General features: G+C 52.3%; 22 protein-coding genes. 9 read left to right on the top strand and 13 right to left on the bottom strand.

All coding sequences use genetic code 11. The annotated features are described in order from the left end of the window. Positions 1-131: 131 nt before the first annotated feature. The 4 genes from aceF to ampD form a co-directional block, all read right to left on the bottom strand. On the bottom strand, positions 132-2,015 hold the full coding sequence (gene aceF, locus Q4579_RS09580; RefSeq protein ID WP_303563540.1) for a pyruvate dehydrogenase complex dihydrolipoyllysine-residue acetyltransferase: 1,884 nt from the start codon (positions 2,013-2,015) through the stop codon (positions 132-134). A gap of 12 nt (positions 2,016-2,027) precedes the next feature. Continuing rightward, positions 2,028-4,691 (bottom strand): pyruvate dehydrogenase (acetyl-transferring), homodimeric type, encoded by a 2,664-nt coding sequence (gene aceE, locus Q4579_RS09575; RefSeq protein WP_303563539.1) that lies wholly within the window; start codon positions 4,689-4,691, stop codon positions 2,028-2,030. A 103-nt stretch (positions 4,692-4,794) separates the two neighbouring features. Continuing rightward, positions 4,795-5,568, bottom strand: coding sequence for a pyruvate dehydrogenase complex transcriptional repressor PdhR (gene pdhR, locus Q4579_RS09570; protein WP_303563537.1), 774 nt, complete (start codon positions 5,566-5,568; stop codon positions 4,795-4,797). A 324-nt stretch (positions 5,569-5,892) separates the two neighbouring features. Further along, on the bottom strand, positions 5,893-6,447 hold the full coding sequence (gene ampD / locus Q4579_RS09565; RefSeq protein WP_303563596.1) for a 1,6-anhydro-N-acetylmuramyl-L-alanine amidase AmpD: 555 nt from the start codon (positions 6,445-6,447) through the stop codon (positions 5,893-5,895). Between the two features lie 125 nt (positions 6,448-6,572). On the opposite strand from ampD, the gene nadC reads away from it, so the two are divergent. Then, a complete protein-coding gene (nadC, locus tag Q4579_RS09560; RefSeq protein ID WP_303563535.1) occupies positions 6,573-7,484 on the top strand; it encodes a carboxylating nicotinate-nucleotide diphosphorylase in 912 nt (303 codons plus the stop codon). Positions 7,485-7,550: 66 nt separating this feature from the next. On the opposite strand, the gene glpQ is transcribed toward nadC, so the two are convergent. After that, positions 7,551-8,609: a glycerophosphodiester phosphodiesterase gene (gene glpQ / locus Q4579_RS09555; RefSeq protein ID WP_303563534.1), complete on the bottom strand. Its 1,059-nt coding sequence runs from the start codon at positions 8,607-8,609 to the stop codon at positions 7,551-7,553. A 94-nt stretch (positions 8,610-8,703) separates the two neighbouring features. Then, a complete protein-coding gene (gene glpT / locus Q4579_RS09550) occupies positions 8,704-10,065 on the bottom strand; it encodes a glycerol-3-phosphate transporter (RefSeq protein ID WP_303563532.1) in 1,362 nt (453 codons plus the stop codon). Positions 10,066-10,477: 412 nt separating this feature from the next. On the opposite strand from glpT, the gene Q4579_RS09545 reads away from it, so the two are divergent. The 7 genes from Q4579_RS09545 (at position 10,478) to yacG (ending at position 16,445) form a co-directional block, all read left to right on the top strand. Beyond that, positions 10,478-10,969, top strand: coding sequence for a prepilin-type N-terminal cleavage/methylation domain-containing protein (locus tag Q4579_RS09545; protein WP_303563530.1), 492 nt, complete (start codon positions 10,478-10,480; stop codon positions 10,967-10,969). Positions 10,970-10,972: 3 nt separating this feature from the next. After that, positions 10,973-12,664, top strand: a complete 1,692-nt coding sequence (locus Q4579_RS09540) for a GspE/PulE family protein (RefSeq protein ID WP_303563529.1) — start codon at positions 10,973-10,975, stop codon at positions 12,662-12,664. Then, positions 12,664-13,881, top strand: a complete 1,218-nt coding sequence (locus Q4579_RS09535; RefSeq protein ID WP_303563527.1) for a type II secretion system F family protein — start codon at positions 12,664-12,666, stop codon at positions 13,879-13,881. Before Q4579_RS09540 ends, Q4579_RS09535 begins: the two co-directional genes overlap by 1 nt. 72 nt (positions 13,882-13,953) lie before the next feature. Beyond that, entirely contained in the window at positions 13,954-14,838 is an 885-nt protein-coding gene (locus Q4579_RS09530; protein ID WP_303563526.1) for an A24 family peptidase, read from the top strand. Beyond that, on the top strand, positions 14,835-15,446 hold the full coding sequence (gene coaE, locus Q4579_RS09525) for a dephospho-CoA kinase (RefSeq protein ID WP_303563525.1): 612 nt from the start codon (positions 14,835-14,837) through the stop codon (positions 15,444-15,446). The genes Q4579_RS09530 and coaE overlap by 4 nt, the downstream gene beginning before the upstream one ends. A gap of 38 nt (positions 15,447-15,484) precedes the next feature. Further along, a complete protein-coding gene (zapD, locus tag Q4579_RS09520; RefSeq protein WP_303563523.1) occupies positions 15,485-16,237 on the top strand; it encodes a cell division protein ZapD in 753 nt (250 codons plus the stop codon). 7 nt (positions 16,238-16,244) lie between these two features. Beyond that, complete coding sequence (gene yacG, locus Q4579_RS09515) at positions 16,245-16,445, top strand: DNA gyrase inhibitor YacG (protein ID WP_303563522.1); 201 nt, start codon at positions 16,245-16,247, stop codon at positions 16,443-16,445. Positions 16,446-16,526: 81 nt separating this feature from the next. On the opposite strand, the gene mutT is transcribed toward yacG, so the two are convergent. Next, a complete protein-coding gene (mutT, locus tag Q4579_RS09510; protein ID WP_303563520.1) occupies positions 16,527-16,925 on the bottom strand; it encodes an 8-oxo-dGTP diphosphatase MutT in 399 nt (132 codons plus the stop codon). Between the two features lie 115 nt (positions 16,926-17,040). Then, a complete protein-coding gene (gene secA / locus Q4579_RS09505) occupies positions 17,041-19,758 on the bottom strand; it encodes a preprotein translocase subunit SecA (RefSeq protein ID WP_303563519.1) in 2,718 nt (905 codons plus the stop codon). A gap of 402 nt (positions 19,759-20,160) precedes the next feature. Here secA and Q4579_RS09500 point away from each other — a divergent pair, with 402 nt between their 5' ends. Further along, positions 20,161-20,616, top strand: coding sequence for a DUF721 domain-containing protein (locus tag Q4579_RS09500; RefSeq protein ID WP_303563518.1), 456 nt, complete (start codon positions 20,161-20,163; stop codon positions 20,614-20,616). Between the two features lie 22 nt (positions 20,617-20,638). On the opposite strand, the gene Q4579_RS09495 is transcribed toward Q4579_RS09500, so the two are convergent. The 5 genes from Q4579_RS09495 to Q4579_RS09475 all read right to left on the bottom strand — a co-directional run bounded on the left by Q4579_RS09495 (position 20,639) and on the right by Q4579_RS09475 (position 25,769). Then, entirely contained in the window at positions 20,639-21,376 is a 738-nt protein-coding gene (locus tag Q4579_RS09495) for a sulfotransferase (RefSeq protein WP_303563517.1), read from the bottom strand. Positions 21,377-21,472: 96 nt separating this feature from the next. Beyond that, on the bottom strand, positions 21,473-22,390 hold the full coding sequence (lpxC, locus tag Q4579_RS09490) for a UDP-3-O-acyl-N-acetylglucosamine deacetylase (RefSeq protein WP_211646319.1): 918 nt from the start codon (positions 22,388-22,390) through the stop codon (positions 21,473-21,475). A 116-nt stretch (positions 22,391-22,506) separates the two neighbouring features. Continuing rightward, the gene (ftsZ, locus tag Q4579_RS09485; protein WP_303563513.1) at positions 22,507-23,700 is read right to left on the bottom strand and encodes a cell division protein FtsZ; all 1,194 of its coding nucleotides are present in this window, start codon (positions 23,698-23,700) and stop codon (positions 22,507-22,509) included. 33 nt (positions 23,701-23,733) lie between these two features. Then, positions 23,734-24,990: a cell division protein FtsA gene (gene ftsA / locus Q4579_RS09480; protein ID WP_211646321.1), complete on the bottom strand. Its 1,257-nt coding sequence runs from the start codon at positions 24,988-24,990 to the stop codon at positions 23,734-23,736. 11 nt (positions 24,991-25,001) lie between these two features. Continuing rightward, positions 25,002-25,769 carry a cell division protein FtsQ/DivIB gene (locus Q4579_RS09475; protein WP_303563511.1) on the bottom strand — a complete coding sequence of 256 codons (768 nt, stop codon included), beginning with the start codon at positions 25,767-25,769 and terminating at the stop codon, positions 25,002-25,004. Between the last annotated feature and the right edge of the window lie 226 nt (positions 25,770-25,995).

Here is a 25,995-nt window from a genome sequence, read left to right as displayed (position 1 = left end):
TATTTTTTATTTTCAGACCGCGCAACAGTTTACAGACCTGTTATCACCCTGAAAAGGAAAATGGCATTCCCTGTGAGCCAGGCAACAATTCCTTGCCCGTCATACGGGCAAGGAATCTCGGGTCACACCTTTTACAGCACCAGGCGACGAATGTCGGACAGCATGCCGTTCAGGTAAGTAATGAAGCGTGCACCTTCTGCACCGTCGATCACGCGGTGATCGTAAGACAGTGACAGTGGCAGCATCAGGCGAGGTTCAAAGTCCTTGCCGTTCCAAACAGGTTTCATCTCAGACTTAGACACACCCAGGATGCCGACTTCCGGTGCATTCACGATTGGTGTGAATGCAGTACCACCCAGGCCACCCAGGCTTGAGATGGTGAAGCAGCCGCCCTGCATGTCTGCAGCCGTCAGTTTACCAGCACGCGCTTTCTTAGAAACAACCATCAGTTCTTCAGATAGCTCGTAGATGCCTTTCTTGTTCACATCTTTGAACACTGGCACAACCAGGCCGTTTGGTGTGTCTACCGCGATACCAACGTTCACGTATTTCTTCAGGATCAGGCTCTCACCGTCTTCAGACAGAGAAGAGTTGAAGGCAGGGAAGGCTTCCAGCGACTTCGCAACAGCTTTCATGATGAACACCAGCGGGGTGATCTTCATGCCTGAATCTTTCTTCGCTTCGATGGCATTCTGCTCTTTACGGAATGCTTCCAGCGCCGTGATATCAGCGTTATCCCACTGAGTCACATGCGGGATCATCACCCAGTTACGGTGCAGGTTCGCGCCAGAGATCTTCTTGATGCGAGACAGTGGCTGAACTTCAGTGTCACCGAACTTGCTGAAATCAACTTTCGGCCAAGGCAGCAGACCCAGAGCGGCGCCGTCGCCTTTACCAGATGCCGCAGCACCAGATTCCAGACGCTTCAGTGCTTCTTTCACGTAGCTCTGTACGTCTTCTTTCAGAACGCGGTTCTTACGGCCAGTACCTTTGACTTTCGCCAGGTTCACGCCGAATTCACGCGCCAGACGACGCACAACCGGAGACGCGTGAGCGTACTCGTTGTTTTCAACGAAATCGCCAGTCGCTGCTGGTGCTTCTGCTTTCGCAGCCGGAGCTGCTGCAGGCGCTGCCGCCGGAGCTGGTGCTGCTGCCTGAGGCGCTGCCGCTGGGGCTGCACCGGCAACTTCGAACACCATGATCAGAGAACCGGTTGACACTTTGTCGCCCGTCGCGATCTTGATTTCTTTCACTTTACCTGCGAATGGTGCAGGAACTTCCATTGAAGCTTTGTCGCCTTCCACAGTGATCAGAGATTGCTCTTCTTCCACCATGTCGCCAACGGCAACCATGATTTCAGTGACTTCAACTTCGTCGCCACCGATATCCGGTACATTCACTTCTTTGTCAGCCGCGGCTGCTGGTGCAGCTGCAGGCGCTGCTTCAGCAACTGGTGCCGGTGCTGCTGCACCAGAACCTGCCACTTCGAACACCATGATCAGAGAGCCAGTAGACACTTTGTCGCCGGAAGCGATCTTGATTTCTTTCACGGTACCTGCGAATGGCGCAGGAACTTCCATCGATGCTTTGTCGCCTTCAACCGTGATCAGAGATTGCTCTTCTGACACGCTGTCGCCAACAGCAACCATGATTTCAGTGACTTCAACTTCGTCGCCACCGATATCCGGTACGTGAACTTCTTTCAGTTCAGCAGCGGCTGGTGCTGCAGGCGCTGCGGCCGGTGCTGCTTCTGCAGCTGGCGCAGGTGCAGCCGCGGCTGCACCCTCTGCTTCAAACACCATGATCAAAGAACCGGTCGATACTTTGTCGCCCGCAACCACTTTGATCTCTTTGACAGTACCCGCTTGAGAAGCAGGCACTTCCATAGACGCTTTGTCACCTTCAACAGTGATCAGCGACTGTTCTTCTTCGATCTTGTCGCCAACGCTGACCAGGATCTCAGTAACTTCAACCTCATCAGCACCGATGTCTGGTACAAAAATTTCGATTGCCATGTTTATTGCCTCTTACGCGAATAGCGGGTTGATCTTGTCTGCGTCAATGTTGAATTTCTTGATTGCTTCTGCAACAACAGATTTCTCAACATCACCACGCTTGGCCAGTTCGTTCAGAGCTGCAACAACCACGTAGCCAGCGTTCACTTCGAAGTGACGACGCAGGTTCTCACGGCTGTCAGAACGGCCAAAGCCATCAGTACCCAGAACCTTGTAAGATTCAGCCGGGATGAAAGCACGAACCTGATCCGCATAGTTCTTCATGTAGTCAGTGGCTGCAATGGCAGGTTCAGTTCCCATCACTTCCGCAATGTAAGAGACTTTCTGCTCTGCTTCCGGGTGCAGCATGTTGTAACGCTCTGCGTCCTGACCGTCGCGGGCCAGTTCGTTGAATGAGGTTACAGAGAATACGTCAGACGCGATGCCGTAGTCGTCACTCAGGATTTGAGCGGCTTTACGTACTTCGTTCATGATGGTGCCTGAGCTCATCAGCTGAACTTTCGCTTTATCGCCCGCGTAAGTTTCCAGCTTGTAGATACCCTTACGGATACCTTCTTCAGCGCCTTCCGGCATCGCTGGCATTGCGTAGTTTTCGTTCATCAGCGTCAGGTAGTAGAACACGTTTTCCTGATCGCCATACATGCGACGGATACCGTCTTGCATGATAACGGCCACTTCGTACGCAAACGTCGGATCGTAAGAGATACAGTTCGGGATGGTGTTCGCCAGAATGTGGCTGTGACCATCTTCGTGCTGCAGACCTTCACCGTTCAGAGTGGTACGACCGGCCGTTGCACCCAGCAGGAAGCCACGTGCTTGCTGGTCACCCGCCATCCACGCCATGTCGCCCACACGCTGGAAGCCGAACATAGAGTAGTAGATGTAGAACGGAATCATTGGCAGGTCGTTGGTGCTGTACGAGGTCGCCGCAGCGACCCACGAAGACATCGCACCCAGCTCGTTAATCCCTTCCTGCAGTACCTGACCTGCGGTGTCTTCTTTGTAGTAAGACACAACGCCACGGTCTTCAGGGGTATACGTCTGGCCGTGCGGGTTGTAGATACCGATTTGACGGAACAGGCCTTCCATACCGAACGTACGGGCTTCATCCGCAATGATTGGCACAACGTTCTTACCGATGTTCTTGTTCTTCAGCAGCACGTTCAGTGCACGCACAAAGCCCATGGTGGTTGAGATATCACGCTTCTGCTCTTCCAGCAGCGGCTTGAACTCTTCCAGCTCAGGCGTGATGAACTCTTGGGTGAAGTTCGGCAGACGCTTAGGCGTGTAACCGTGCAGCGCTTTACGGCGTGCGTGCAGGTATTCGTGCTCTTTCGACCCTTCTTCCAGTTTCAGGTAAGGCAGGTTCTTCACGTCTTCTTCAGACACCAGATCTTGCAGACCCAGGCGATCACGCAGGTGCAGAACATGCGTCATGTCCATTTTCTTCACCTGGTGCGCAATGTTCTTCCCTTCGGCCGCTTCACCCATGCCGTAACCTTTCACGGTTTTGGCCAGAATCACTGTTGGCTTGCCTTGGGTGTCTTGCGCGTTTTTGAATGCCGCGTACAGTTTGGAAGACTCGTGACCGCCACGCTTAAGCGCGAAGATTTCGTCATCCGTCATGTCAGCAACCAGAGCCGCTGTCTCTGGGTATTTACCGAAGAAGTGCTCACGCACGTAAGCGCCGTCTTTGGACTTGAACGTCTGGTAGTCACCATCGATGGTTTCGTTCATCAGCTGCAGCAGTTTACCAGTGGTGTCTTTGGCCAGCAGAGAATCCCAGTTGTTACCCCAGATCACTTTCACGACGTTCCAGCCTGCACCTTTGAACAGACCTTCCAGTTCCTGGATGATGCTGCCGTTACCCATGACCGGGCCGTCCAGACGCTGCAGGTTACAGTTCACCAGGAAGCACAGGTTGTCCAGTTTCTCACGCGCAGCGAAAGAAATTGCACCACGTGATTCTGGCTCATCCATCTCACCGTCGCCCAGGAACGCGTAAACGCGCTGAGCAGAGGTATCTTTCATACCACGGCCGTGCAGATATTTCAGGAAACGTGCCTGATAGATAGAGGCAATCGGACCCAGACCCATAGATACAGTCGGGAACTGCCAGAATTCAGGCATCAGTTTCGGGTGCGGGTAAGAAGACAGACCTTTGCCGTCCACTTCCTGACGGAAGTTATCCAGCTGCTCTTCAGTCAGACGACCTTCAAGGAAGGCACGCGCGTAGATACCCGGAGAGATGTGGCCCTGGTAGTACACCAGATCGCCGCCGTCGGTTTCGTTCGCTGCACGGAAGAAGTGGTTAAAGCACACTTCGTAGAAAGCCGCAGAAGACTGGAAAGAAGCCATATGGCCACCCAGCTCCAGATCTTTCTTGGAAGCACGCAGTACGATCATCACAGCGTTCCAGCGGATAATTGCACGGATACGGCGTTCCAGAGTAGTGTCACCCGGGTACGCAGGCTCTTGCGCCGAAGGAATGGTATTGATGTAGTTGGTGGTGATGCCAGTCGGCATGTCGACACCATCCAGACGAGCTTTTTCCAGCACTTGCTCCAACAGGTACTGTGCGCGCTCTACACCTTCTTCACGAACGACGGACTCCAGGGCTGCTAGCCACTCTTGAGTCTCCAGTGCGTCCACGTCATGCTTCATGACTTCAGACATGCGATCTATCCTTTCGTTGATATTCTACAAAACTAGGGTTTTTAGTTGCCCCTAACAATGTCGCGACTGTTTGATACCGACCTCGGCTTATATGAGGGAGGTATTAATCCAGCCCATCCTTGCGTTGTTGAATCCTGCGAAGAGAGCGTTCACGTCGACTGTCTTCCAGGGTTAAATCCAACAATGTTTCCTCGATATAAGCCAAATGTGCATGCGATGCTTCTCGCGCCATTTCCGGCTGACCGGAAACGATCGCTTGCACAATGTCGGCTCGGTGCTTGCTCACCTTCTCCACCACCTCAGGGCGACGGTTCAGGAGTTCAAAGTTTTGGTATACGTTTTGCTCCAGCAATGGGGCGAGACTGCGGATGATATGCAGCAAGACCAGATTATGAGCGGATTCTGTCACCGCAATCAGATATTGCATAACTGCGGCAGCTTCAGACTTCAGATCTCCCTGTTGCTGGGCTTCCTGTATCCGACTGTGACAGTCACGGATACGGTCAAAATCTTCTTCGTTGCCTCGCAGGGCTGCGTAGTATGCCGCCAACCCTTCCAGGGCATGACGTGACTCGAGTAAATCAAGCTGTGTTTCAGGGTGTGCTGCCAGTAAATCCAGCAATGGATCAGAAAAGCTTTGCCATAACTGATTGGAGACAAAGGTGCCGCCACCCTGACGACGGGTCAGCAGATGCTTGGCTTCTAAGCGTTGAATTGCTTCGCGGACTGAAGGACGAGATACGTCAAATTGCCGCGCTAACTCTCGTTCGGGCGGCAGTTGGTGTCCGGGGGACCAGATCCCCTCCAGAATCAGTCGCTCAAGCTCCTGCTCAATGACATCCGAGAGCTTGGCTTGGCGGATACGCTTATAAGTCATTTAGATGCTTCTGCTTCTTGTATTTTTTTGTCTGACTGCTCGACCCTGCGACCGGTTAATTGGTCATACCAATTTAACTATATACAGAAATTTTACAGAAATAATTGAGGATGTCTACCGACAACTTGATACAGGTCAAAGCCAAAGCGAGGTGCAAAAATCCTCTCGCACAGGCTGAAAAGCCAAAAATTATGGCAACTTTAGACTAAATTTCCGTATGTTGCGAACCAGAACCGGATAAAAAGTTAATGGTCAGACCAATTTATTAACAAAAGATTCACAATAAGAAATGTGTCAATTTTTGTAAAACATCCCAAAAATTTTTTAATCTTTCAGCGCTGTTTTATAACGATGCCAGTCAAACGCCAGTCCGGGATCCGTTTTCCGACCCGGTGCAATAAACTCATGGCCGGTAATTCTGGGGCGGGTAATCGCCGGATAGGTTTTCATCAGTGCAAGCGTCAGTGCTTTGAGCGTGTCGTATTGCGCCGGGGTGTATGGCATCGTATCTGTGCCTTCCAGTTCAATGCCGATCGAAAAGTCATTGCACTTCGCCCGCCCCTCAAATTCAGACACACCAGCATGCCAGGCGCGTGCATTGAATGGCACGAACTGAATGACTTCACCATCACGCCGGATCAGACAATGGGCAGATACGCGCAACTGATGAATTTCCGCAAAGTAAGGATGTTCTGCCGGATCCAGCTGGCCGGTAAACAACTGCTCTATATAAGGGCCGCCAAACTGGCCTGGTGGCAAACTGATGTTATGGATCACCAGCAATGTGATATCAGCCTCTGTGGCTCTGGCATCATGAAACGGAGAAGGAACCTGCCTGACCGCGTTCAGCCAGTGGTCATTATTGATAGTAAACGCCATCGCTTTGCCTGCCTGTAATGATTCAATCTGCGCCAAGCATAAAACCACAGTCGCCCGCACTCAACCCGTGAATGCCTTCCCCTTGTCTGCATCTCACAGTATGATCAGCATTCTGCGCTTCAGTCATGACGGAAAAGACAATGAACCCTACAGAACAAAAACACGATTCTGAATCACGCCTTGCCTACCTGCGCCAGCAATTGCCGGAAGATATCCGCCGCAGCGTGGCCGATGCCCTGCGGGAAGATTTGGGCGGCGAGATTGATGCCAGCCGCGATATCACCGCCAGCCTGATCCCGGCAGACAGCCAGGGAGAAGCCACAATCATTACCCGCGAGCACGGCGTATTTTGCGGCAGCCTGTGGGCGGATGAAGTCTTCCGTCAGCTCGGCGGCGAAGTTGAGATTGAATGGCAGGTCAGTGACGGGGATCCGGTGGCACCCAATCAGGTGCTTTGCATACTGCGTGGCCCTGCCCGTATCCTGCTGACTGGTGAGCGCAATGCTATGAACTTCATCCAGACCTTGTCCGGCTGCGCGACGCAGGTTGCGCATTACGCCGACCTGCTGGACGGCACTGAGACCCGCCTGCTGGATACCCGTAAAACGATTCCGGGTCTGCGCAACGCACTGAAATATGCAGTCGCCTGCGGCGGTGGCTACAATCACCGCATCGGTGTCTTCGATGCCTATCTGATCAAAGAAAACCACATCATTGCCTGCGGTGGGATCAAACAAGCGATTGAAACCGCGAAGCAACTGAATCCGGGGAAGCCTGTTGAAGTAGAAACCGAGAGTCTGGATGAGCTGAAACAAGCCATTGAGGCCGGTGCCGACATCGTCATGCTGGATAATTTCTCCACCGAGATGATGCGCGAAGCTGTGGCACTGAATCAGGGGCGGGTCGCACTGGAGGTGTCCGGCAATGTGACCGACGAGACCCTGCGGACGTTTGCCGAAACCGGTGTTAACTATATTTCTGTTGGCGCGCTGACCAAGCATGTACGGGCCATGGATCTGTCGATGCGATTCAAGTAAACCCTATCAACTGAAAAACAAAGGGAGCGCCGATGCGCTCCCTTTTTCATGATGAGACAGTTCCGATTAACCGCGATTCAGGAAAGACACGGCTTTGTCCGGGAAGTCGGTGAAGACACCATCCACTTTCACTTTGTTGTAAAACACGTCCAGCATGCCATCAAAGTTCTCTGCGTATGGTGCAATCCGGCCCTCATCAGCACGGAAGGTATACGGGTGAACCACCAGACCGGCAGACTTGGCTGCTTTCATCAGTGGCAGGATGATCAGGTTGTCTTGGGTTGACTTGTCATCCACCAGCATGGGTTTCCATGGACCGATGCCGTCTGCATACTCAGCCACTTTCTTCATGCCGCCTTTTTCATACATCCAATCGTAGTTGTACGGCGTGGCTTCTTTGCCCTGATACACCATGGTCTCGTTCCAGTCGGTGTAGGCCATCAGCTGAACCAGCTTCAGATCCATCTCCATTTTCGGCATCAGCTCGTGATGAATACGCTTGAGCTCAATCGGGTCAAAACATTGCACAAAAGCTTTGTCGTCTTTGCTGTCGTAGCCGTATTCTTTCAGGACTTTCAGCAGTGCTTTCGAAATGTCTTTCCCTTCATGGCGATGGAACCAAGGCGCTTTGATTTCAGGATAGATACCGATGTCATAACCCAGTGTTTTGTTCAGGCCCTGAATCAACTCGATTTCTTCTTGCAGGGTCGGCACCGTAAAAGAAGACTTCCACAGCGGGAAACGATTCGGATAGCCTGCGACTTTGTTGCCGTCCTGATCAATGTTGAAACCTTCCGTCAGTTTCAACCCCTTGATTTCTGCCAGCGTAAAGTCAATCGCGTAATAGCGGCCATCGGCACGCGCACGGTCTGGATACTGCTCTGCTACGTCCGTCACGCGGTCCAGATAATGATCATGCAGCACCACCAGTTGGTCGTCTTTGGTCATCACCACATCCTGCTCGATGTAGTCCGGCTTCATGGCATAAGCCATCGCTTTGGCTTCCAGCGTATGCTCCGGCAGATAACCTGATGCACCCCGGTGCGCAATCACCAGTGGATCCGCAAAAGCTGCTGAAGAAAGAGTCATTGCAACCATTGATAAGCCAATTAGGTTTAATTTCATATTTTTATCCATATTTTGTTTGTCAGACGCCATAAAACAACGGGCCGTCACTCATATGAAACGGCCCGTATATATTGAAAATTAAAGTAAAATCTTAGGCAATCGCTTGCTCACGTTCTTTTTGCTTATGATGTGCGCGTTCGCCCACAAAGGCGTACATCAGGAAGATAATGGATGCGACACAAGAGCCAACCAGCACCATGAAGCCGCCATCCCAGCCGAAGTGATCCACGGTGTAACCCAGGATCGCATTCGCCGCGACGGCACCACCCAGATACCCAAAAAGACCCGTCAGACCTGCCGCTGTACCCGCCGCTTTCTTCGGTGCCAGCTCCAGAGCATAAAGGCCGATCAGCATCACCGGACCGTAAATCAGGAAACCGATGGCCACCAGAGCCAGCATGTCCACGGTCGGGTTACCTGCCGGGTTGAACCAGTACACCAAAACAGCAACCGTCACCAGCACCATAAACAGAATCCCTGCTGGCGCACGACGGCCTTTGAACAATTTATCGGAGATCCAGCCGCACAGCAGGGTGCCCGGAATACCGGCCCACTCATACAGGAAATAAGCCCAGGACGACTTATCCACGGTAAATTCTTTGGCTTCTTTCAGATAAACCGGCGCCCAGTCCAGTACGCCATAGCGGATCAGATAAACAAAGGCATTGGCAATGGCAATAGACCAAAGCAGCTTGTTTGAGAAAACATACTTGAAGAAGATTTCTTTCGCCGTCATCTCGGTTTCATGCGACTGATCGTAATCATCCGGATAGTCGTTTTTGTACTCTTCAATAGGCGGCAGACCGCAAGATTGCGGGGTATCTCGCACAGTCATCCAAATGAAAACAGCAACCAGTACGGCGAAAAAAGCAGGAACATAAAATGCAGCACGCCAATCTTCCTGGAAAGCCCACAGACCCAGCAGGAACAGCGGACCAATCAGACCCCCGCCCACGTTATGGGCAACATTCCAGACCGAAACAATTTCGCCCCGTTCTTTGCGAGACCACCAATGCACCATCGTCCGGCCACAGGCTGGCCACCCCATGCCCTGAAACCAGCCATTCAAGAACAGCAGGATAAACATGGCGGTAATACTGCCGGTCGCCCAGGGCATAAAACCGAAGCAGAACATCACCAGTGCAGACATCAGCAGGCCAGCACTCAGGAAATAACGCGGGTCCGAACGGTCAGACACGCTGCCCATCAGGAATTTAGATAAACCGTAAGAAATGGACACTGCAGCCAGCGCCACACCCAGATCACCACGGCTGAAGCCCTGCTCAATCAGGTATGGCATGGCCAGACTGAAGTTTTTACGAACCAGATAATAACCGGCGTAGCCGACAAATATTCCGATGAAGAGTTGCCAGCGAAGGCGGGTAAAGGTGCTGTCGACCTGATCAGCAGCAAGCTGTGGCCGATGCGCCTTGGGTTTGAATATTCCAAACATTCAGACGAAACCTCATTATTATGTTTATTTGCGATGGTGTTTTTTGAGCGAGTGAGCGTATTCATTAGTAAGAAGAATGTAAATACTTTCGTTTTTGCTCATCGCTACGCTGTGATCTGAGTTATATATTCACAAACACACATAAATAATGAGTGTTTTTCAGCAGTTGAAGTGTCCCCTTCAAAATGCGGCCTGATGCATGCCAGACGGAATCAATCTGCGAAACGCTCAGACATGGAACCAGGCAGGCATTGCAGCCTGCGCTTTCGAAACATCTCCAAAAAAGCCCTGCAACATCCTTCGTTTTTACTTTTAGGTTTGAACAGAACCGGGAAACGGCCTCGTCAACTTTCCGCCAGAAATTATCCTGCATAAGCTGGCAGCCCAATTGAACTCATGGAGAGAACCTGCAATGCCTGTCTCCCGCGGATTTACCCTGATCGAGCTGATGATCGTTGTTGCCATTGTCAGCGTTCTTGCTGCTTTCGCCATGCCCGCTTATCAAGGCTATACCCAACGCGCGCATGCGACAGAAATGCTGCATGCCAGTACGGCCATGAAAACTGCCGTCAGTCTGTGCCTGCTGACCCGCCCGGTGTCCGGCACCTCCCAGACCATTGACTGCCGGAGTGGCCACAATGGTGTGCCACCCAGCCAGCAGTTCCGCAAAGCCAACGGCGAAGGCTTTGACATCGAATCCAGAGTCACAGCAATCCGCTCCGGCACAGCGCTGACTTTTAGTGAAGAAGCCATGGTTGTCGCACAGATTCCAACCGGATTCAGAAAAGGAACCTTGCCCGCCAACCTGCAAGTTCAGTTACATCCTGCCGGGGGTGAGCATGGCCTGATCTGGGAGACTCGCTGTGAGGGTGATGAGCATGCCCGTTTCTGTCCGGGGAACTGATGAATGACACACGCATTGTTGTCTGCCTTAACGCACGCCAGTCTGCTGACAACCACCGAGCGCCAGCAGGTCAATCTAGCCGCTGAACAAAACGGTACAGGTGTGCATGCGTCTTTAATCGACACCGGCCTGTTTACCGATCGTGAGCTGGCCCGTCATTTAGCACACCTGTTTTCTTTGCCGCTGACCGACGTACATCAGTACGATTACCAGTCTCTGTGCCTCCAGCTGGCACTCCGGCCATTAATCGAAAGACACCGGGTGCTGCCCCTCTCGCAGGATCAGGATGTCCTGTATCTCGGCATTGCCGATCCGACTGAAACTCAGTGCATCGACGAGTGCCGCTTTATCACCGGATTGTCGGTGCGTCCGCTGCTGTTACCGTTGCAGCAACTGGAACATGCGATTCAACGTGTCTACGGACAACAGATCACCAGTACGCTGACCACCGCCCCTGTCCGGAGCGACGAGTTTGTTTCCCAGGATGCGCTCCCTGAGGTCACAGCCGAACCGGACACGCAGGAAGATGCACCCGTCAGCCGTTACCTGAACCAATTACTGCTGGATGCGATACGACGCAAAGCTTCAGATATCCACATTGAACCCTTTGAGCAGAACTGCCATATCCGATTCCGCTGCGACGGCCTGTTACTCCGCTACGCCTCGCCTCCACCCGAGTTTGCCGTTCGTCTGGTCGCCCGGCTGAAAATTCTGGCGCGACTGAATATTGCCGAGCGTCGCCTGCCACAGGATGGCCGGTTTCGCCTGCCGCTGAGTCAGGATCTGACCGTAGATATGCGCCTGTCCACAATACCGGCGCAATGGGGCGAAAAAGCCGTCCTCCGGCTGCTCGACCATCAGCATGTCCCGCTCTCTTTTGAACATCTGGGGCTCACCGCAGCCCAGCAGCATGCACTGCAGGAGGTATTGGACAAACCCCAGGGATTAGTTCTGGTGACCGGCCCGACCGGCAGCGGGAAAACCCAGTCCCTCTATGCGGGTCTGAATTACCTGAATCAGGAACATCGCAATCTCTGCACCGCAGAGGATCCGGTTGAGATCCAGCTGACCGGCGTGAATCAGTTGCAAATCAACCCGGCCATCGGGCTGGATTTTTCATCCGCCCTCAGATCCTTTCTGCGACAGGATCCGGATGTGATGATGATTGGAGAAATCCGGGATCAGGAGACCGCAACCATGGCTATACGTGCGGCGCAAACCGGCCATCTGGTCCTGTCGACCCTGCACACAAATTCAGCCGCCGATACCCTGAACCGGCTAAGGCACCTCGGGGTTACTTCCTATGATCTCGGTACCTCCCTCAGCCTGATCATTGCCCAGCGGCTGGTCCGCTGCCTGTGCCCGCACTGCAAACAGGCAGGCCAAGTCCCCCCTTTTCTGCAACCGCACCTTCCGGCGGATACCGCAACGCTCTTCGTATCCAGGCCGCAAGGGTGTGAACGCTGTAATCAGGGATACCTCGGCCGAACCGGTCTCTTTGAACTCTGCCTGCCGGAAAAACAGCGGACCGACACAGCCCCCCCCACCCCCTTGATGCGCTATCAGTGTGTGGCACAACACACCCTGACCGCCGCGGGGCTTCGACTGTTGAGTGAAGGCACCACCAGTGTGAGCGAGCTCCAGCGTGTGATTGGGCTGGACGACTTACAGACTTCATCGGGTGAGGTTGCCTGATGACCACAGGGCAATTGAACTATTACCGATGGCGGGGCCGTCAGCACAATGGCCGCACAATTCGTGGACTGACTGTTGCCTACCATCCCCGGGACATTGCGCAGCAGCTCAAAGCACAGCAAACGGTTCTGCTAAGTGCCCAGAAGCGACAGCCGGGCTGGCTGACCCGCCGACGCCACCAGTTTCGTTCACAGGACCTGACCCGAATGCTGCGCCAGCTGGGTATTTTACTCAGTGCCTCGCTGCCGATGTCCAACGCGCTGACACTGCTGGCACAAGAACAAACCCGCATGGAAGCCGCTGCACTCCTTCACCGGGTTCAGTCTCTGGTCGCCACCGGGATCCCGCTTTCGGTTGCACTTCGCCAGTCTCTGCCAACGCCAGACAGCACCGTGGACAGTTTACTCACAGCGGGAGAACACGCGGGTCTGCTCCCGGAAATGCTGCAACAAATCGCCGCCTACCGAGAACGCTTCCATGCCCTGCAACGTCAGTTACAGCAGGCCATGATTTACCCGGCTGTCGTCTGTCTGGTTGCACTGGCTGTCACCCTCCTGATGCTGCTCTGGGTCATGCCGCAATTTGTCAGCCTTTATGCCAGTATGGACCAGCAATTGCCCGGGTTAACCCGCACCGTTTTGGCTCTGTCTGAAATCATTACACACCGGGGACTGCCCTTCAGCCTGTTCGCCATCCTGCTTGGCTGGCTCTGCCACAGACAGTATCGGCGTTCATTATCATGGCAACAAAAGCTCCACTGTCTGGGGTTAGGGATGCCTGTGATCGGCCCGCTCTGGCAAAGTGCCGTCCAGGCCAGATTCACCCGGACACTGGGGCTGACCTTTCAGGCAGGCGTCCCACTGCTGACCGGCATCCGGCTTGCCGCGGCCACCTGCGGAAACTGGGAACTCACGCAGGCTTACCTGAATGCAGCCCATCAGGTGGCCGCCGGGCAGTTCCTGAGTCAGTCTCTCCGGCAGCATCCCCTGGTCCCGGAACGCCTGATCCAGATGATCCGGGTGGGCGAGGAAACCGGCCAGCTCGGCGAGCTGCTGCTCAAAATTGCGGAACAAGAAGACAGTGCTCTCACTCATCGTCTGAAAACCCTCACCACTTTGACTGAACCCATCCTCATCCTGACCATCGGCCTGCTGGTCGGCACCCTGTTACTTGCCATGTATCTGCCGGTCTTCGATTTAATGAAAGTGGTTGGATAACTCGCGACAAACAACACAATCAGGCTAAAATAGCCTTTTATTGCGCAGACTTGACGGAAGATGAACTCACTCATGGCATTGCTGATCGATTATCCCTGGCTTTATCCGCTTGCTGCAGCCATTTTTGGCCTGATCATCGGCAGCTTTCTGAATGTGGTCATTCACCGCCTGCCCATCATGATGGAAAGACAGTGGCGGGCAGATTGTGCCGACTGCTTTCCCGAGCATGGTCCGGTACCGCCACAACAACCCTTGAATTTAAGTGTTCCGGCCTCACACTGCCCCCATTGCCAGCACCCGATCCGAGCCTGGGAAAACATTCCGGTGCTCAGTTGGATACTGCTGCGCGGTAAATGTAGTCACTGTCAGCAAAAGATCAGCGCCCGCTACCCTGCCATCGAGCTCCTCAGCAGTCTGGCCGCACTGACGGTTGCACTGGTACTTCCTTTTTCGGCGTGGAGTCTGGCAGTGATCGTCGCCAGCTTCGCACTCATTGCCCTAACTTTTATCGATATCGATAAAATGCTGTTGCCAGATCAGCTCACGCTCCCACTCATGTGGGGCGGGTTGCTGCTGGCACTGCTGGAAATCAGCCCGGTCAGTTTAGAGTCCGCGCTCATTGGTGCCATGGCGGGTTATCTGTGTTTATGGAGTCTGTACTGGGCCTTTAAACTTCTGACCGGAAAAGAAGGGATGGGTTACGGCGACTTCAAACTCTTAGCTGCGCTGGGAGCCTGGGCTGGCTGGCAATTGCTGCCTTTCATTGTGCTGTTGTCTTCCCTGCTTGGCGCCCTGTGTGGCATCATTTTACTGCGTCTGCAACACAATGAATCCAACGCGTCACAGACGCCGTTTTCTTTTGGCCCATATCTCGCGCTGGCTGGCTGGCTGGCCTTATTGTGGGGCACACCGGTCCTGCACTGGTATGTGGGCAGCTATTTAGGATATGCACAATGACTTTGGTAATCGGCCTGACGGGTGGGATCGGCAGCGGTAAAACAACAGTCGCCAATCTGTTTGCAGACTATGGCATTGATATTATTGATGCAGACATCATCGCCCGGGATGTGGTCGCGCCAGGCTCTGATGGCCTGCAAGCCATTGTAGACCGACTCGGTCATGACATCCTGCTGACAGATGGCCAGTTGAACCGCAGTAAACTCAGAGAAGCAATTTTCAATGATCCTGAGCTGAAATCCTGGCTGGACGGGCTGTTGCATCCCATGATCCGCCAGCAAATGACCCGACAAATTCAACAGGCAAATTCGCCTTATTGTCTGTTGGTTGTACCCTTAATGGTAGAAAACCGACTGCAAACCATGGCAGACCGGCTTTTGGTCGTTGATGTCAGTGAAGCCGTCCAGATTGCCCGGACAACCGCCCGGGATCAGGTGGATGAAGCGCAGGTTCGCAAGATTCTGGCCGCTCAGGCCAGTCGGTCACAGCGACTGGCGGCCGCAGACGATGTCATTGATAACAACGGCGACAGCCACAGCCTTCGCGGTGATGTTGCCCGTCTGCATCAACACTACCTGCTGCTGAGCGAGCAAAACAGTCCGAAATGAAAGCGGAACTAAATCAGAGACGAATGACAGGGCACCCCATGCAGACAACCCGTTTTGAACACCCGTTAAACGAAAAAGTCCGTATTTACCTGCGACTGGAGTACCTGCTACTTCAGATGAATCATGCCAGCGATTCCGACGATCTCTGGCAACACCAGATCTTTTTCCGGGCACTGTTCGATGTGCTGGATATTCTGGATCAGGTCCAGGTCAAAAGTGAGCTAGCAAAAGATCTCGACAAGCAACAGTTACAGATCAAGCAATGGCTGAACGTTGAAGGGGTTGATCAAACCGCGGTCTTGTCTCTGCTGGATCAGATTAGCTCTGTCCATCACCACCTGATTTCCGCACCGCGTCTGGGGCAGGTGCTGCGGGAAGACCGCTTCCTGGCGGGCATCAAGCAACGCTTTTCCCTGCCTGGCGGCAGTTGTTGTTTCGATTTACCCAGTTTGCATCATTGGGTCCATCTGCCCATTGAGCGCAAACATGCCGACATGGCCTATTGGTTTGATCAACTTTGCCCGATGGCGCAGGCGCTGCAACTCTGGTTGAGAGTCACCCGTGAATCCGGCCAGTTCAGACCGCAGACAGCACGGAACGGATTTTTTCAGCATGACGCTGAGAATGCCAGCCTGCTGCGGCTTCAGATTTGCCCGAGCTATGGGGTTTACCCTATGATATCCGGCCACCGCAGCCGGTTTGCCGTTCGGTTTCTGCCTTTTGATGAAGGACAGACCTCAGCCGCAACACCAGTTGCAGAATGCATCGATTTCACACTAGCAATTTGCTGAGGTTATTGTGTCGCAAGAAAGAACACCGACGATCGTCAAATGTCCAACCTGTCAGGCTGATGTCGTCTGGGGAGAAGCCAGTCCGTACAGGCCCTTCTGCTCCAAACGTTGCCAGCTGATAGATTTAGGTGAATGGGCTGCAGAAGAAAAGGCGATTCCGGGTGCACCGGATTTGTCTGATGCGGATGGCTGGTCTGAAGAAATGTAACCCCGCCAAATTCTGTCATTGGTTTAGCTAGTCACGCTGACAAGACGAATCGGGAAACACCTGTCTTGTCAGCGTGCTCACTCAGCGAGCCAGTAACTTATCAATCACCGGATAGTTTGCTTCCGGAAAAGTAAACTCCCGCAGCGCTTCCAGCGCCACCCACTGACCGGGTTGACCTTCACGTCCATAAGCTTCGCCATCGAAGGCTTTGATCAGAAAAAAGTCGAATTTTAGCGCTTTTTCCGGATAGTCGTGTTCCAGCGCAATAAAATGTTCCAACTCCGTGGCAACAATACCCACTTCTTCGTTGAGTTCACGAACCACGGCTTGCTCTGCCGTTTCACCCAGTTCGACTTTACCGCCGGCAAATTCCCAGAAACCGCCTTTGTGCGCTGTTTCGGGACGACGGGTAATAAATACTTGATCCTGCTGGCTGTTGAGGATGATGCCAGCAGAGATCCAAACTCGTTTTTTATTCACGCTGCCTTTCCTGTTTTAACGCTTGATGACACCCATAAGCATTCGGCCTTTATTGTATCGACCCAACTCAAAAAACAAAGGCCGCAATTGCGGCCTTTATTGAGATCACAGACGATCAGCTGATTCGACCGTGACACTGTTTATATTTCTTACCCGAACCACAAGGACATGGCTCATTTCGGCCAACCTTGCGCTCACCGGACGTTTCGCTTTCACCAGCGCCCGTGGTTTCGGCCACAGCGCTGGTCGCTTCCTGATGGTTAAACTGCTGGCGACGGGCCATTTCTTCCGCCATCCGCTGACGCTCAGCTTCAACGCGATCCACTTCTTCCTGCTGCTGCACACGCACCTTGCTCAGAATTGAAATCACATCTGATTTCAGATTTTCCAGCATGCCCTGGAACAGCTCAAAAGACTCTCGTTTGTATTCCTGTTTCGGGTTTTTCTGTGCGTAGCCGCGCAAATGGATGCCCTGACGCAGGTGATCCATCGCAGCCAGATGCTCTTTCCACAGGGTATCGAGATTCTGCAGCATGACGGTTTTTTCAAAGTTGCGCAGTACTGGTGCACCGACGGCCGCTTCTTTGGCCTCATAGACTCGAACCGACTCAGCGACAATCCGCTCACGCAGCGCTTCTTCATACAGCTTGTCGTCTTTTTCCAGCCAATCCTGAATCGGCAGTTCCAGATCGAAATCGAGTTTCAAACGCTCTTCCAGACCCGGGATATCCCACATCTCGTCCAGTGACTGAGGCGGAATATAGTCATCGATGACACTGTTCAGCACATCTTCACGGTTATGACTGATCATCTCGCTGATATCCTCAGCATGCATCAGTTCATCGCGCAGCTCATACACCACTTTACGCTGGTCGTTCGCGACGTCATCGAACTCCAGCAACTGCTTCCGAATATCGAAGTTACGGCCTTCAACTTTACGCTGAGCATTTTCAATCGCTTTGGTCACCCATGGGTGCTCAATGGCTTCGCCTTCTTCCATACCCAGCTTTTTCATCATGGCGGATACGCGGTCAGAGGCAAAAATACGCATCAGGCCATCTTCCATCGACAGATAGAAACGAGAAGAACCCGCATCCCCCTGACGACCGGCACGGCCCCGCAACTGGTTATCGATACGACGGGATTCATGTCGCTCGGTACCAATAATATGCAGACCGCCAGATGCCAGCACGGCTTCATGGCGTGTTTTCCAGGCTGCTTTAATTTCAGCAACTTGTGCTTCGGTCGGCTCCGTCAGTGCTTCTACTTCGCTCTGCCAGCTGCCACCCAGCACAATATCCGTCCCCCGGCCCGCCATGTTGGTTGCAATGGTGACCGCACCTGCATTACCGGCCTGGGCAATAATATCAGCTTCTTTTTCATGGAATTTCGCATTGAGAACCTGATGCGCAATTCCGGCTTTTTTCAGCGCACGAGACAGCAGTTCAGATTTTTCAATGGACACTGTACCCACCAGCACAGGTTGGCCATTCTCCACACGAACTTTGATGTCTTCAATGATGGCGTCGAATTTCTCGCGCTCTGTCATATAAACCAGATCACCCATGTCATCACGAATCATCGGTTTATTCGTGGGAACAACAACCGTTTCAAGACCGTAGATGGACTGGAATTCGAACGCTTCCGTATCTGCTGTCCCTGTCATACCGGACAGTTTTTCATACAGACGGAAATAGTTCTGGAACGTGATTGATGCCAGCGTCTGGTTCTCGTTCTGGATCTTCACACCTTCTTTGGCTTCGACAGCCTGGTGCAGACCCTCAGACCAGCGACGGCCCGGCATGGTACGACCGGTATGCTCATCAACAATGATCACTTCATTGTCTTTCACGATGTAATCCACATCGCGTTCAAACAACACATGGGCACGCAGAGCAGCGTTCACATGGTGCAGCAGAGAAATATTGGCAGGGGAATAGAGGGTATCATCTTCCTGCATCAGGCCGTGACGCTTCAGCAGCTCTTCAACAAATTCCTGGCCATTTTCATTTAAATGAACCTGCTTGGATTTTTCATCAACCGTATAGTGCCCCTCACCACGGTATTCTTCGCTGTCTTCTTTCTCTTCCCGAACCAGCTCAGGGATCAGTGTATTGATCTTGGCATAGAGTTCAGAACTGTCTTCCGCAGGGCCAGAGATAATCAGCGGTGTCCGGGCCTCATCAATCAGGATAGAGTCAACTTCATCCACCACCGCGAAGAAACGTTCACGCTGAACACGATCTTCAGGGCGGAATGCCATATTATCGCGCAGATAATCAAAGCCAAATTCATTGTTCGTGCCATAAAGAATATCGCAGGCATAAGCCTCTTTCTTCATTTGAGGTGGCATCTGGGACAAATTGACCCCAACGGTCATGCCCAAAAATTCAAATAAAGCACGGTTGGTTTCCGCATCCCGCTTTGCCAGATAGTCATTGACGGTAACAATGTGAACCCCTTTACCGGTCAGTGCATTCAGGTAAGCAGGCAAGGTCGCGGTCAGGGTTTTACCTTCACCCGTCCGCATTTCAGCAATCTGGCAGTTGTTCAGAACCATACCACCGACCAGCTGCACGTCGAAGTGGCGCATGCCAAAGACCCGCTTTGAGGCCTCACGAACGGTTGCAAAGGCTTCCGGCAGGATGTGATCCAGCGTTTCACCCTGGTCCAGTCGTTGACGGAATTCTACCGTCTTCGCCTTCAGTTCTTCATCCTGCAGGCTTTCAAATTCAGGTTCTAGCTTGTTGATCTGATCAACAATTTTACGCAAACGTCGAATGGTCCGGTCGTTGCGGCTGCCGATAACTTTAGTCAGTAGTTTTGATAACATGGCGATGCCGTTTTACTCTTTGTGATATCAGATCTCAGCGCAGGCTGAGTATTCAATAAATTGCCGTCATCACGAAGCAGTCCCTGCTCCGCATACCTTTGCCGCAATCAAGCGGCAGTGAGGATGAAAACAAATGTCAGTGATGGAGATATTGTGTTTCCCCTGCTAAATTTCAAGGGCAATCAGGGCACAATAACATGCTTTGTGCGCTGGAGCCATTCAGCAAGGCTTTTGCAAACCTTACTCAGTTTGGGCCACTGAATTTGATATAATAAAAAAATCCACGCCTTACCGCTTGGAATCATGGCAGAAACATTGCCATCGAATACAAAAACTTAGATCTCACTCCGCAGATTGCGTTCTGAGTTTGACTGACAACCTGACAACTCTGTGATGTTGAATATGAGAGATCACCGCCCGCAAACCACCGCCAGTTTACTGGATGATGAAACAACACTGGGGAATATCCAGCAACGCGCGATTGCCCTGCATAAACTCAACAGTAAAGTACAGGCGTGTCTTCAGTGCGCTCAGGCGTGCCGGGTCAGCAACTATCGTCAGGGAGTATTGATCATCGAAGTCGCTTCAGCAGCCTGGTCGATGCGCCTCAACTATGAGCGTAATCAACTGATAAAACAATTACGCGAACAGATGTTGCCACAATTACAGGATCTGAAAGTCACCATCAATCCATCGCTGGCCGCAGACCCCCCCAAAGCCAGCCAAACGCCCGTTCTGAAACGAAAACCGATATCTGACAAAGCCGCAGCGGCTTTACTGAAAACAGCTCAGGATGCACCGGCAAAAATTAAAGCCCGCTTAGAACGCATTGCAGCCTTATCCAAAAAGCCACAGTGACCGCCGTCTGGCTACCCCTCCATCAACAGGCCTGACGACCGTCCCTCATCCGGTAATTCTTCAGATAGATTGCGAAAGCTTCCAGCTTATCTTTGAACCCTTTCGATTTTTCATACAAAGGCTTGTGATACACCGCTTTCAGATCATCCATTGACAACGAAATTTCCAGAAACTCATTCAGTCGACTCAGGGTCGCTTCCGGCCTGAGTTGTAAGTCTTCGAACTGGAATTCAAGAAAATCTTGCTGATGTGTTTGCAGGAAGTGCCGGAGCGTACTTGTCACGCCTTGATTGTACTTACGGGTAAAATTTCGGCTCTGGATATGACGTCTTTGATTGGAAGTGATCCAGGACTGTTCATCGTCACGCGTCAGAATAATGAAAGCAATATTGTCCAGATCGAGTAATCTGGCCCAGATGCGAATCGTTAAAGTTAATCGCGGATCTTTCCAGATCCAGGGTTGATGCTGATTGAGACGTTCGATGAAGGATTGGTATTGCTGGAGGTCTAGCGATGTTGCCCGGTCTGCAAGTTCAGACACTAAGGTTTCAGTCATCAGGTCGTGATCTCTGTCTCCCTGATAGCCCATCTCGTTGAGAAGCTGTTTATTTAACGTGACCAGTTCAGTGTTTTCAAAAGTATCGTAATCAACTTTTTCAACCGTACTGTCTCCAGGCCAATAGCCAGCTCGGGCAATCAACGCTGTGAAGGCGGAACTTCCCGTCCATCCGTGCGTGAGAATAATCACGTTTTTTTTCATTTTTCTGCTCACTAAACCGACTCATTTATCGCAAGTATAGTGGCAAATTTGTCACATCGTTGCTTTCATCGGTAGCGAGCAGAAAACGAAAATCAGTTAAGCGAGCACCATGCCTGGCTGAGCAAATGTGACCGGCACATCCGCTTCGTCCTGGAAGGTTGACCACTCGTAGGCTTCCTGATCAGCCAGAACCGCACGCAGCAGTTTGTTGTTCAGGGCATGACCCGATTTGTAAGCCACCATCTCACCAATGATGTTGTGACCACACATGTAAAGGTCGCCAATCGCGTCCAGTACTTTGTGAGTCACGAGTTCATTGTCGAAACGCAGGCCATCATCGTTCAGGATACGATAATCATCCAGAACAATGGCGTTGTCGAAACTACCGCCCAGACAAAGATTCTGCGACTGGAGGTATTCGATGTCACGCATGAAACCAAAAGTCCGCGCACGGCTGATATCTTTCACAAACGACTGGCTGGAAAAGTCCAGCACCAGACGTTGCTGGTCAGAGTCAATTGCCGGATGGTTGAATTCGATCGCGAAGTCCAGACGGAAACCGTTGTAAGGTCTCAGTTCAGCCCACTTGTCGCCATCTTCAACCCGAACCGTTTTCTTCAGACGCAGAAAGCGCTTTGGCGTATTCAGCGTTTCAATTCCGGCGGATTGCAACAGATAAATGAATGGGCTGGCGCTGCCGTCCATAATTGGAATTTCAGGCGCATCCACTTCCACAATCACGTTATCAATCCCCATCCCCGCCAGTGCGGCATTGAGGTGCTCAACCGTTGAGATCCGTACGCCCTGATCATTCACCAGTGCGGTGCACAACATTGTATCGCGTACTGAATCTGCATTGGCCGGGAAATCTACCGGCGGGTTTAAATCCGTACGACGATAGATTACACCAGTATTTGCTGCGGCTGGGCGCAGAATAAGCGTCACTTTACGGCCCGAGTGAAGACCCACTCCGGTCGTTTGAACGATGCTTTTTAGTGTACGTTGTCTGATCATCTGCTTACTCGTCTCAACTGACTGATGACTATATATCGACCACCTAAAGATAAACTTTAATGGCGGCCAAGCGGTCATCTTACCACCAATCGTGACCTAACCCAAACTTTTTGAAATTAGTCGGCCTGCTTGCGCAAAAATGCCGGAATGTCCAAATAGTCATGATCGGCCTGCTGCTTTGGCTTGGCAGCCGTGGCTGCTGCGCCTGACTGAACCGCTTTCTCTGCCGCTGGCTGAGTTGTCTGAGGCTTAATCGTTTCTTCAGGCTGCTGCTGCGCTGCTTGCTGAACCGCTGGCTTTTCCTGTGCCGCAGGTTTGGCTGAATTCGTCACCAGCGTGATATCCGGCTTAGATTCTTTACCAATCCCCGTGGCAACAACCGTCACACGCAGTTCATCGCTCATCTCTGGATCCAGAGAAGTACCAATCACAACCGTCGCATTATCCGATGCAAACGCCTTCACTGTGTTACCCACAGTTTCAAACTCGTCCAGACGCATATCCAGACCCGCTGTAATGTTCACAAGAACACCACGAGCACCCGCCAGATCGATATCTTCCAGCAGTGGGCTTGAAATTGCCATTTCAGCCGCTTCTTCCGCACGATCTTCGCCCGTTGCCACACCGCTGCCCATCATGGCATGACCCATTTCGGACATGACAGTACGCACGTCTGCAAAGTCGACGTTGATCATGCCCGGACGGGTGATCAGCTCAGCAATGCCCTGAACGGCATTTTTCAGCACGTCATTGGCTTTCGCAAAGGCGTCCAGCAAGGTAATCCCGCGTCCCAGCACTTTCAGCAGTTTCTCGTTCGGGATCGTGATCAGGGAGTCCACGTGCTTGGACAGCTCTTCGATGCCCTGCTCCGCAAACGCCATGCGCTTTTTCCCTTCGAAGCTGAAAGGTTTGGTGACCACAGCAACGGTCAAAATACCCAGCTCTTTCGCAACTTCAGCAATAATCGGCGCTGCACCTGTACCGGTACCGCCGCCCATGCCTGCTGCGATGAAGACCATATCTGAACCGTCCAGCGCTTCGCGGATCGCTTCACGATCTTCCAGAGCTGAATCCCGGCCTACCTGTGGGTTTGCGCCTGCGCCCAAACCTTTTGTGATGTCACCGCCAATCTGAATCACTGTGCCGACGTTGCTTTTACGCAGCGCCTGGGCATCAGTATTTACGCTGATGAACTGTACGCCTTCAATTGACTCACGAACCATGTGATCAACAGCGTTACCACCGCCACCGCCAACGCCAATGACTTTAATTACCGCTTCATCAGACAATTCCATCATCGGTTCAAACATGTGTTCTCTCCGTTTTTCCTGTTCGCATCAGGTTTAAAATTCTTTTCTTAGCCAACCACTAATTTTAGTGAACAGACCTGTCACGGAACGTTTGGGTTCCAGTTCACTATCTTCAAATGTTTGACTGTCCTTTCCGTATTGCAGCAATCCGACTGCAGTTGCGTAATGCGGGGCCTGGACATAATCCGTTAAGCCACTTAGTCCGAGAGGTCGGCCTAAACGCACCTGATTGCGGAATACCCGCTCAGCGCACTCAACCAGCCCTTCCATCTGGGAGGCACCGCCGGTTAATACAATCCCGGCAGCGAGCTGGTGTTTGACACCCGAATTACGCAGTTGTTCTTGTATTTCCACCAACTTTTGATTCACCAGACCCAGCAACTCGCTGTATCGCGGTTCAATGACTTCCGCAAGGGTCTGGCTTTGCAGGCTGCGCGACGGTCGTCCACCCACACTGGGCACATCGACTTTCGCATCTTTGCTGACCAATTCACTCAGCGCACAGCCATATTTTACTTTGATTTCCTCAGCATCACCGGGGGGGGTACCAAAGGCATAAGCGATGTCACTGGTTACCACGTTGCCTGCATAAGGAATCACTTCCGCATGACGCAGCGCGCCCCCCGTCCAGACAGCAAGATCCATGGTGCCACCGCCGATATCCACGACACAGACACCCAGTTCGCGTTCATCTGCAGTCAGGACAGCATAGCTAGCTGCCAGACCGGAGAAAATCAGCTGGTCCACTTTCAAACCACAGCGTTCCACAGCTTTCACGATGTTCCGCGCCATATCATTGTGGCAAGTGATCATGTGTACGCTGGCTTCCATCCGCACGCCAGACAATCCCACCGGGTTTTTAATCCCTTCCTGATAGTCAATGGCGAACTCTTGCGGAATGACATGCAAGGTGCGGTGCTCGTCGCTGATTTTCACCGACTTGGCTGTATGGATGACGTTATCAACATCATCCTGTGTGACTTCTTTGTCTGAGATAGGCACCATGCCTTTTTCTGTCTGACAGCGAATATGTTTACCAGATAAGGACAGATATACAGAAGCAATCTGACAATCGGCCATCAATTCTGCTTGGTCAACCGCCCGCTGTACAGATTTGACGACAGATTCCAAATCATTAACGCCACCTTTGTCCATGCCTTTAGACGGGCTGCTACCCACACCAATGACATTCACCTGGCCGTCCGGCAATGCCTCGCCTACCAAAGCACACACTTTGGAAGTGCCGATATCAAGGCCAACGATGAGTTTTTTATCTGTTGCCTTCGTCATTAGCGCACGCTCTATTCCTGAACCACATCTTCGTTATTTTGTTGCCAACCTACGGCGACACCCGTGTCGTAACGCAGATCAACATAATCAATTGCTTTGCCCTGCTGTTCTAACTCCGGGTAAAGCCATAAAAAGCGCTGAATTCGCTCCAGCCGGGCTTCTCTGCCCAATTCCAGCCGAATACCATTGCTGAGCCAGATTCGCCAGGAGCGTCTTTCATTGAGTGACAGCCTAACAATTTCAAATCCGCCACGCTGTAACTCCGGTTGCATTTCGCGCCAGGTCTGAAGCATTTCCGCACTGCTGCCGTCAGGTCCTTCCAGGGTCACCATCGGTTCGCCCGCGACATCCCTCGCCGGTGCCAGAAAGACCTTGCCCTGCTGGTTCACCAGGAATTCATCATTCCAGATGGCCGCCGGTTCATGTTCGACCAGATAGACCTTTACGGTATCCGGCCATTGCTTGCGAACTGAGGCCCGGTTCACCCAGGGTAACGATTCCAGAGCCTGCTGAAGATCATCCACATCCTGCAGCATGAAGCTGCCCAGCGATCCCATTTCCAGAATGCCCTGCCGAACCTGATCTGTGGTCAGGTGGTGCAGCTCTCCCTGAATCACCAACTGAGACAATGGCAGGCGGTTGGCGTCCGTCATCCAGTGGATGACCGCCGTCAGCAACCAGATAATGCCGGCAATGACACAAACGAGAAAACTCAGGCCACGCCATTGGGACAACGGACCGGAAACCAAGTTGTGCTGTTTCAGGGTTGCCTCAGTCATGGTTTACCACTTCATTTCCTGAATCTTCTCAGTCTGCCGTTATTTTGATCACCAGACAAGCGAAGTGAAGACTTACCTGTCATAAAATTTCACCAAAAACCGGATACGGCAGCAAAGTTGGCCGATTATACCGACCAACGCGATGCTCTCCAACCATTGTCCGCAATTTCCTGAATCTTATCTTGATGTATCAGGAATCAGCGTCAGACCTCATTCGGCCAGCCAT

Source organism: Photobacterium sp. 1_MG-2023 (genome assembly GCF_030547945.1).
Classification (GTDB): domain Bacteria; phylum Pseudomonadota; class Gammaproteobacteria; order Enterobacterales; family Vibrionaceae; genus Photobacterium.
The sequence above is the reverse complement of the archived record's forward strand: the minus strand, read 5'-3'. Positions and strand labels throughout refer to the sequence as shown.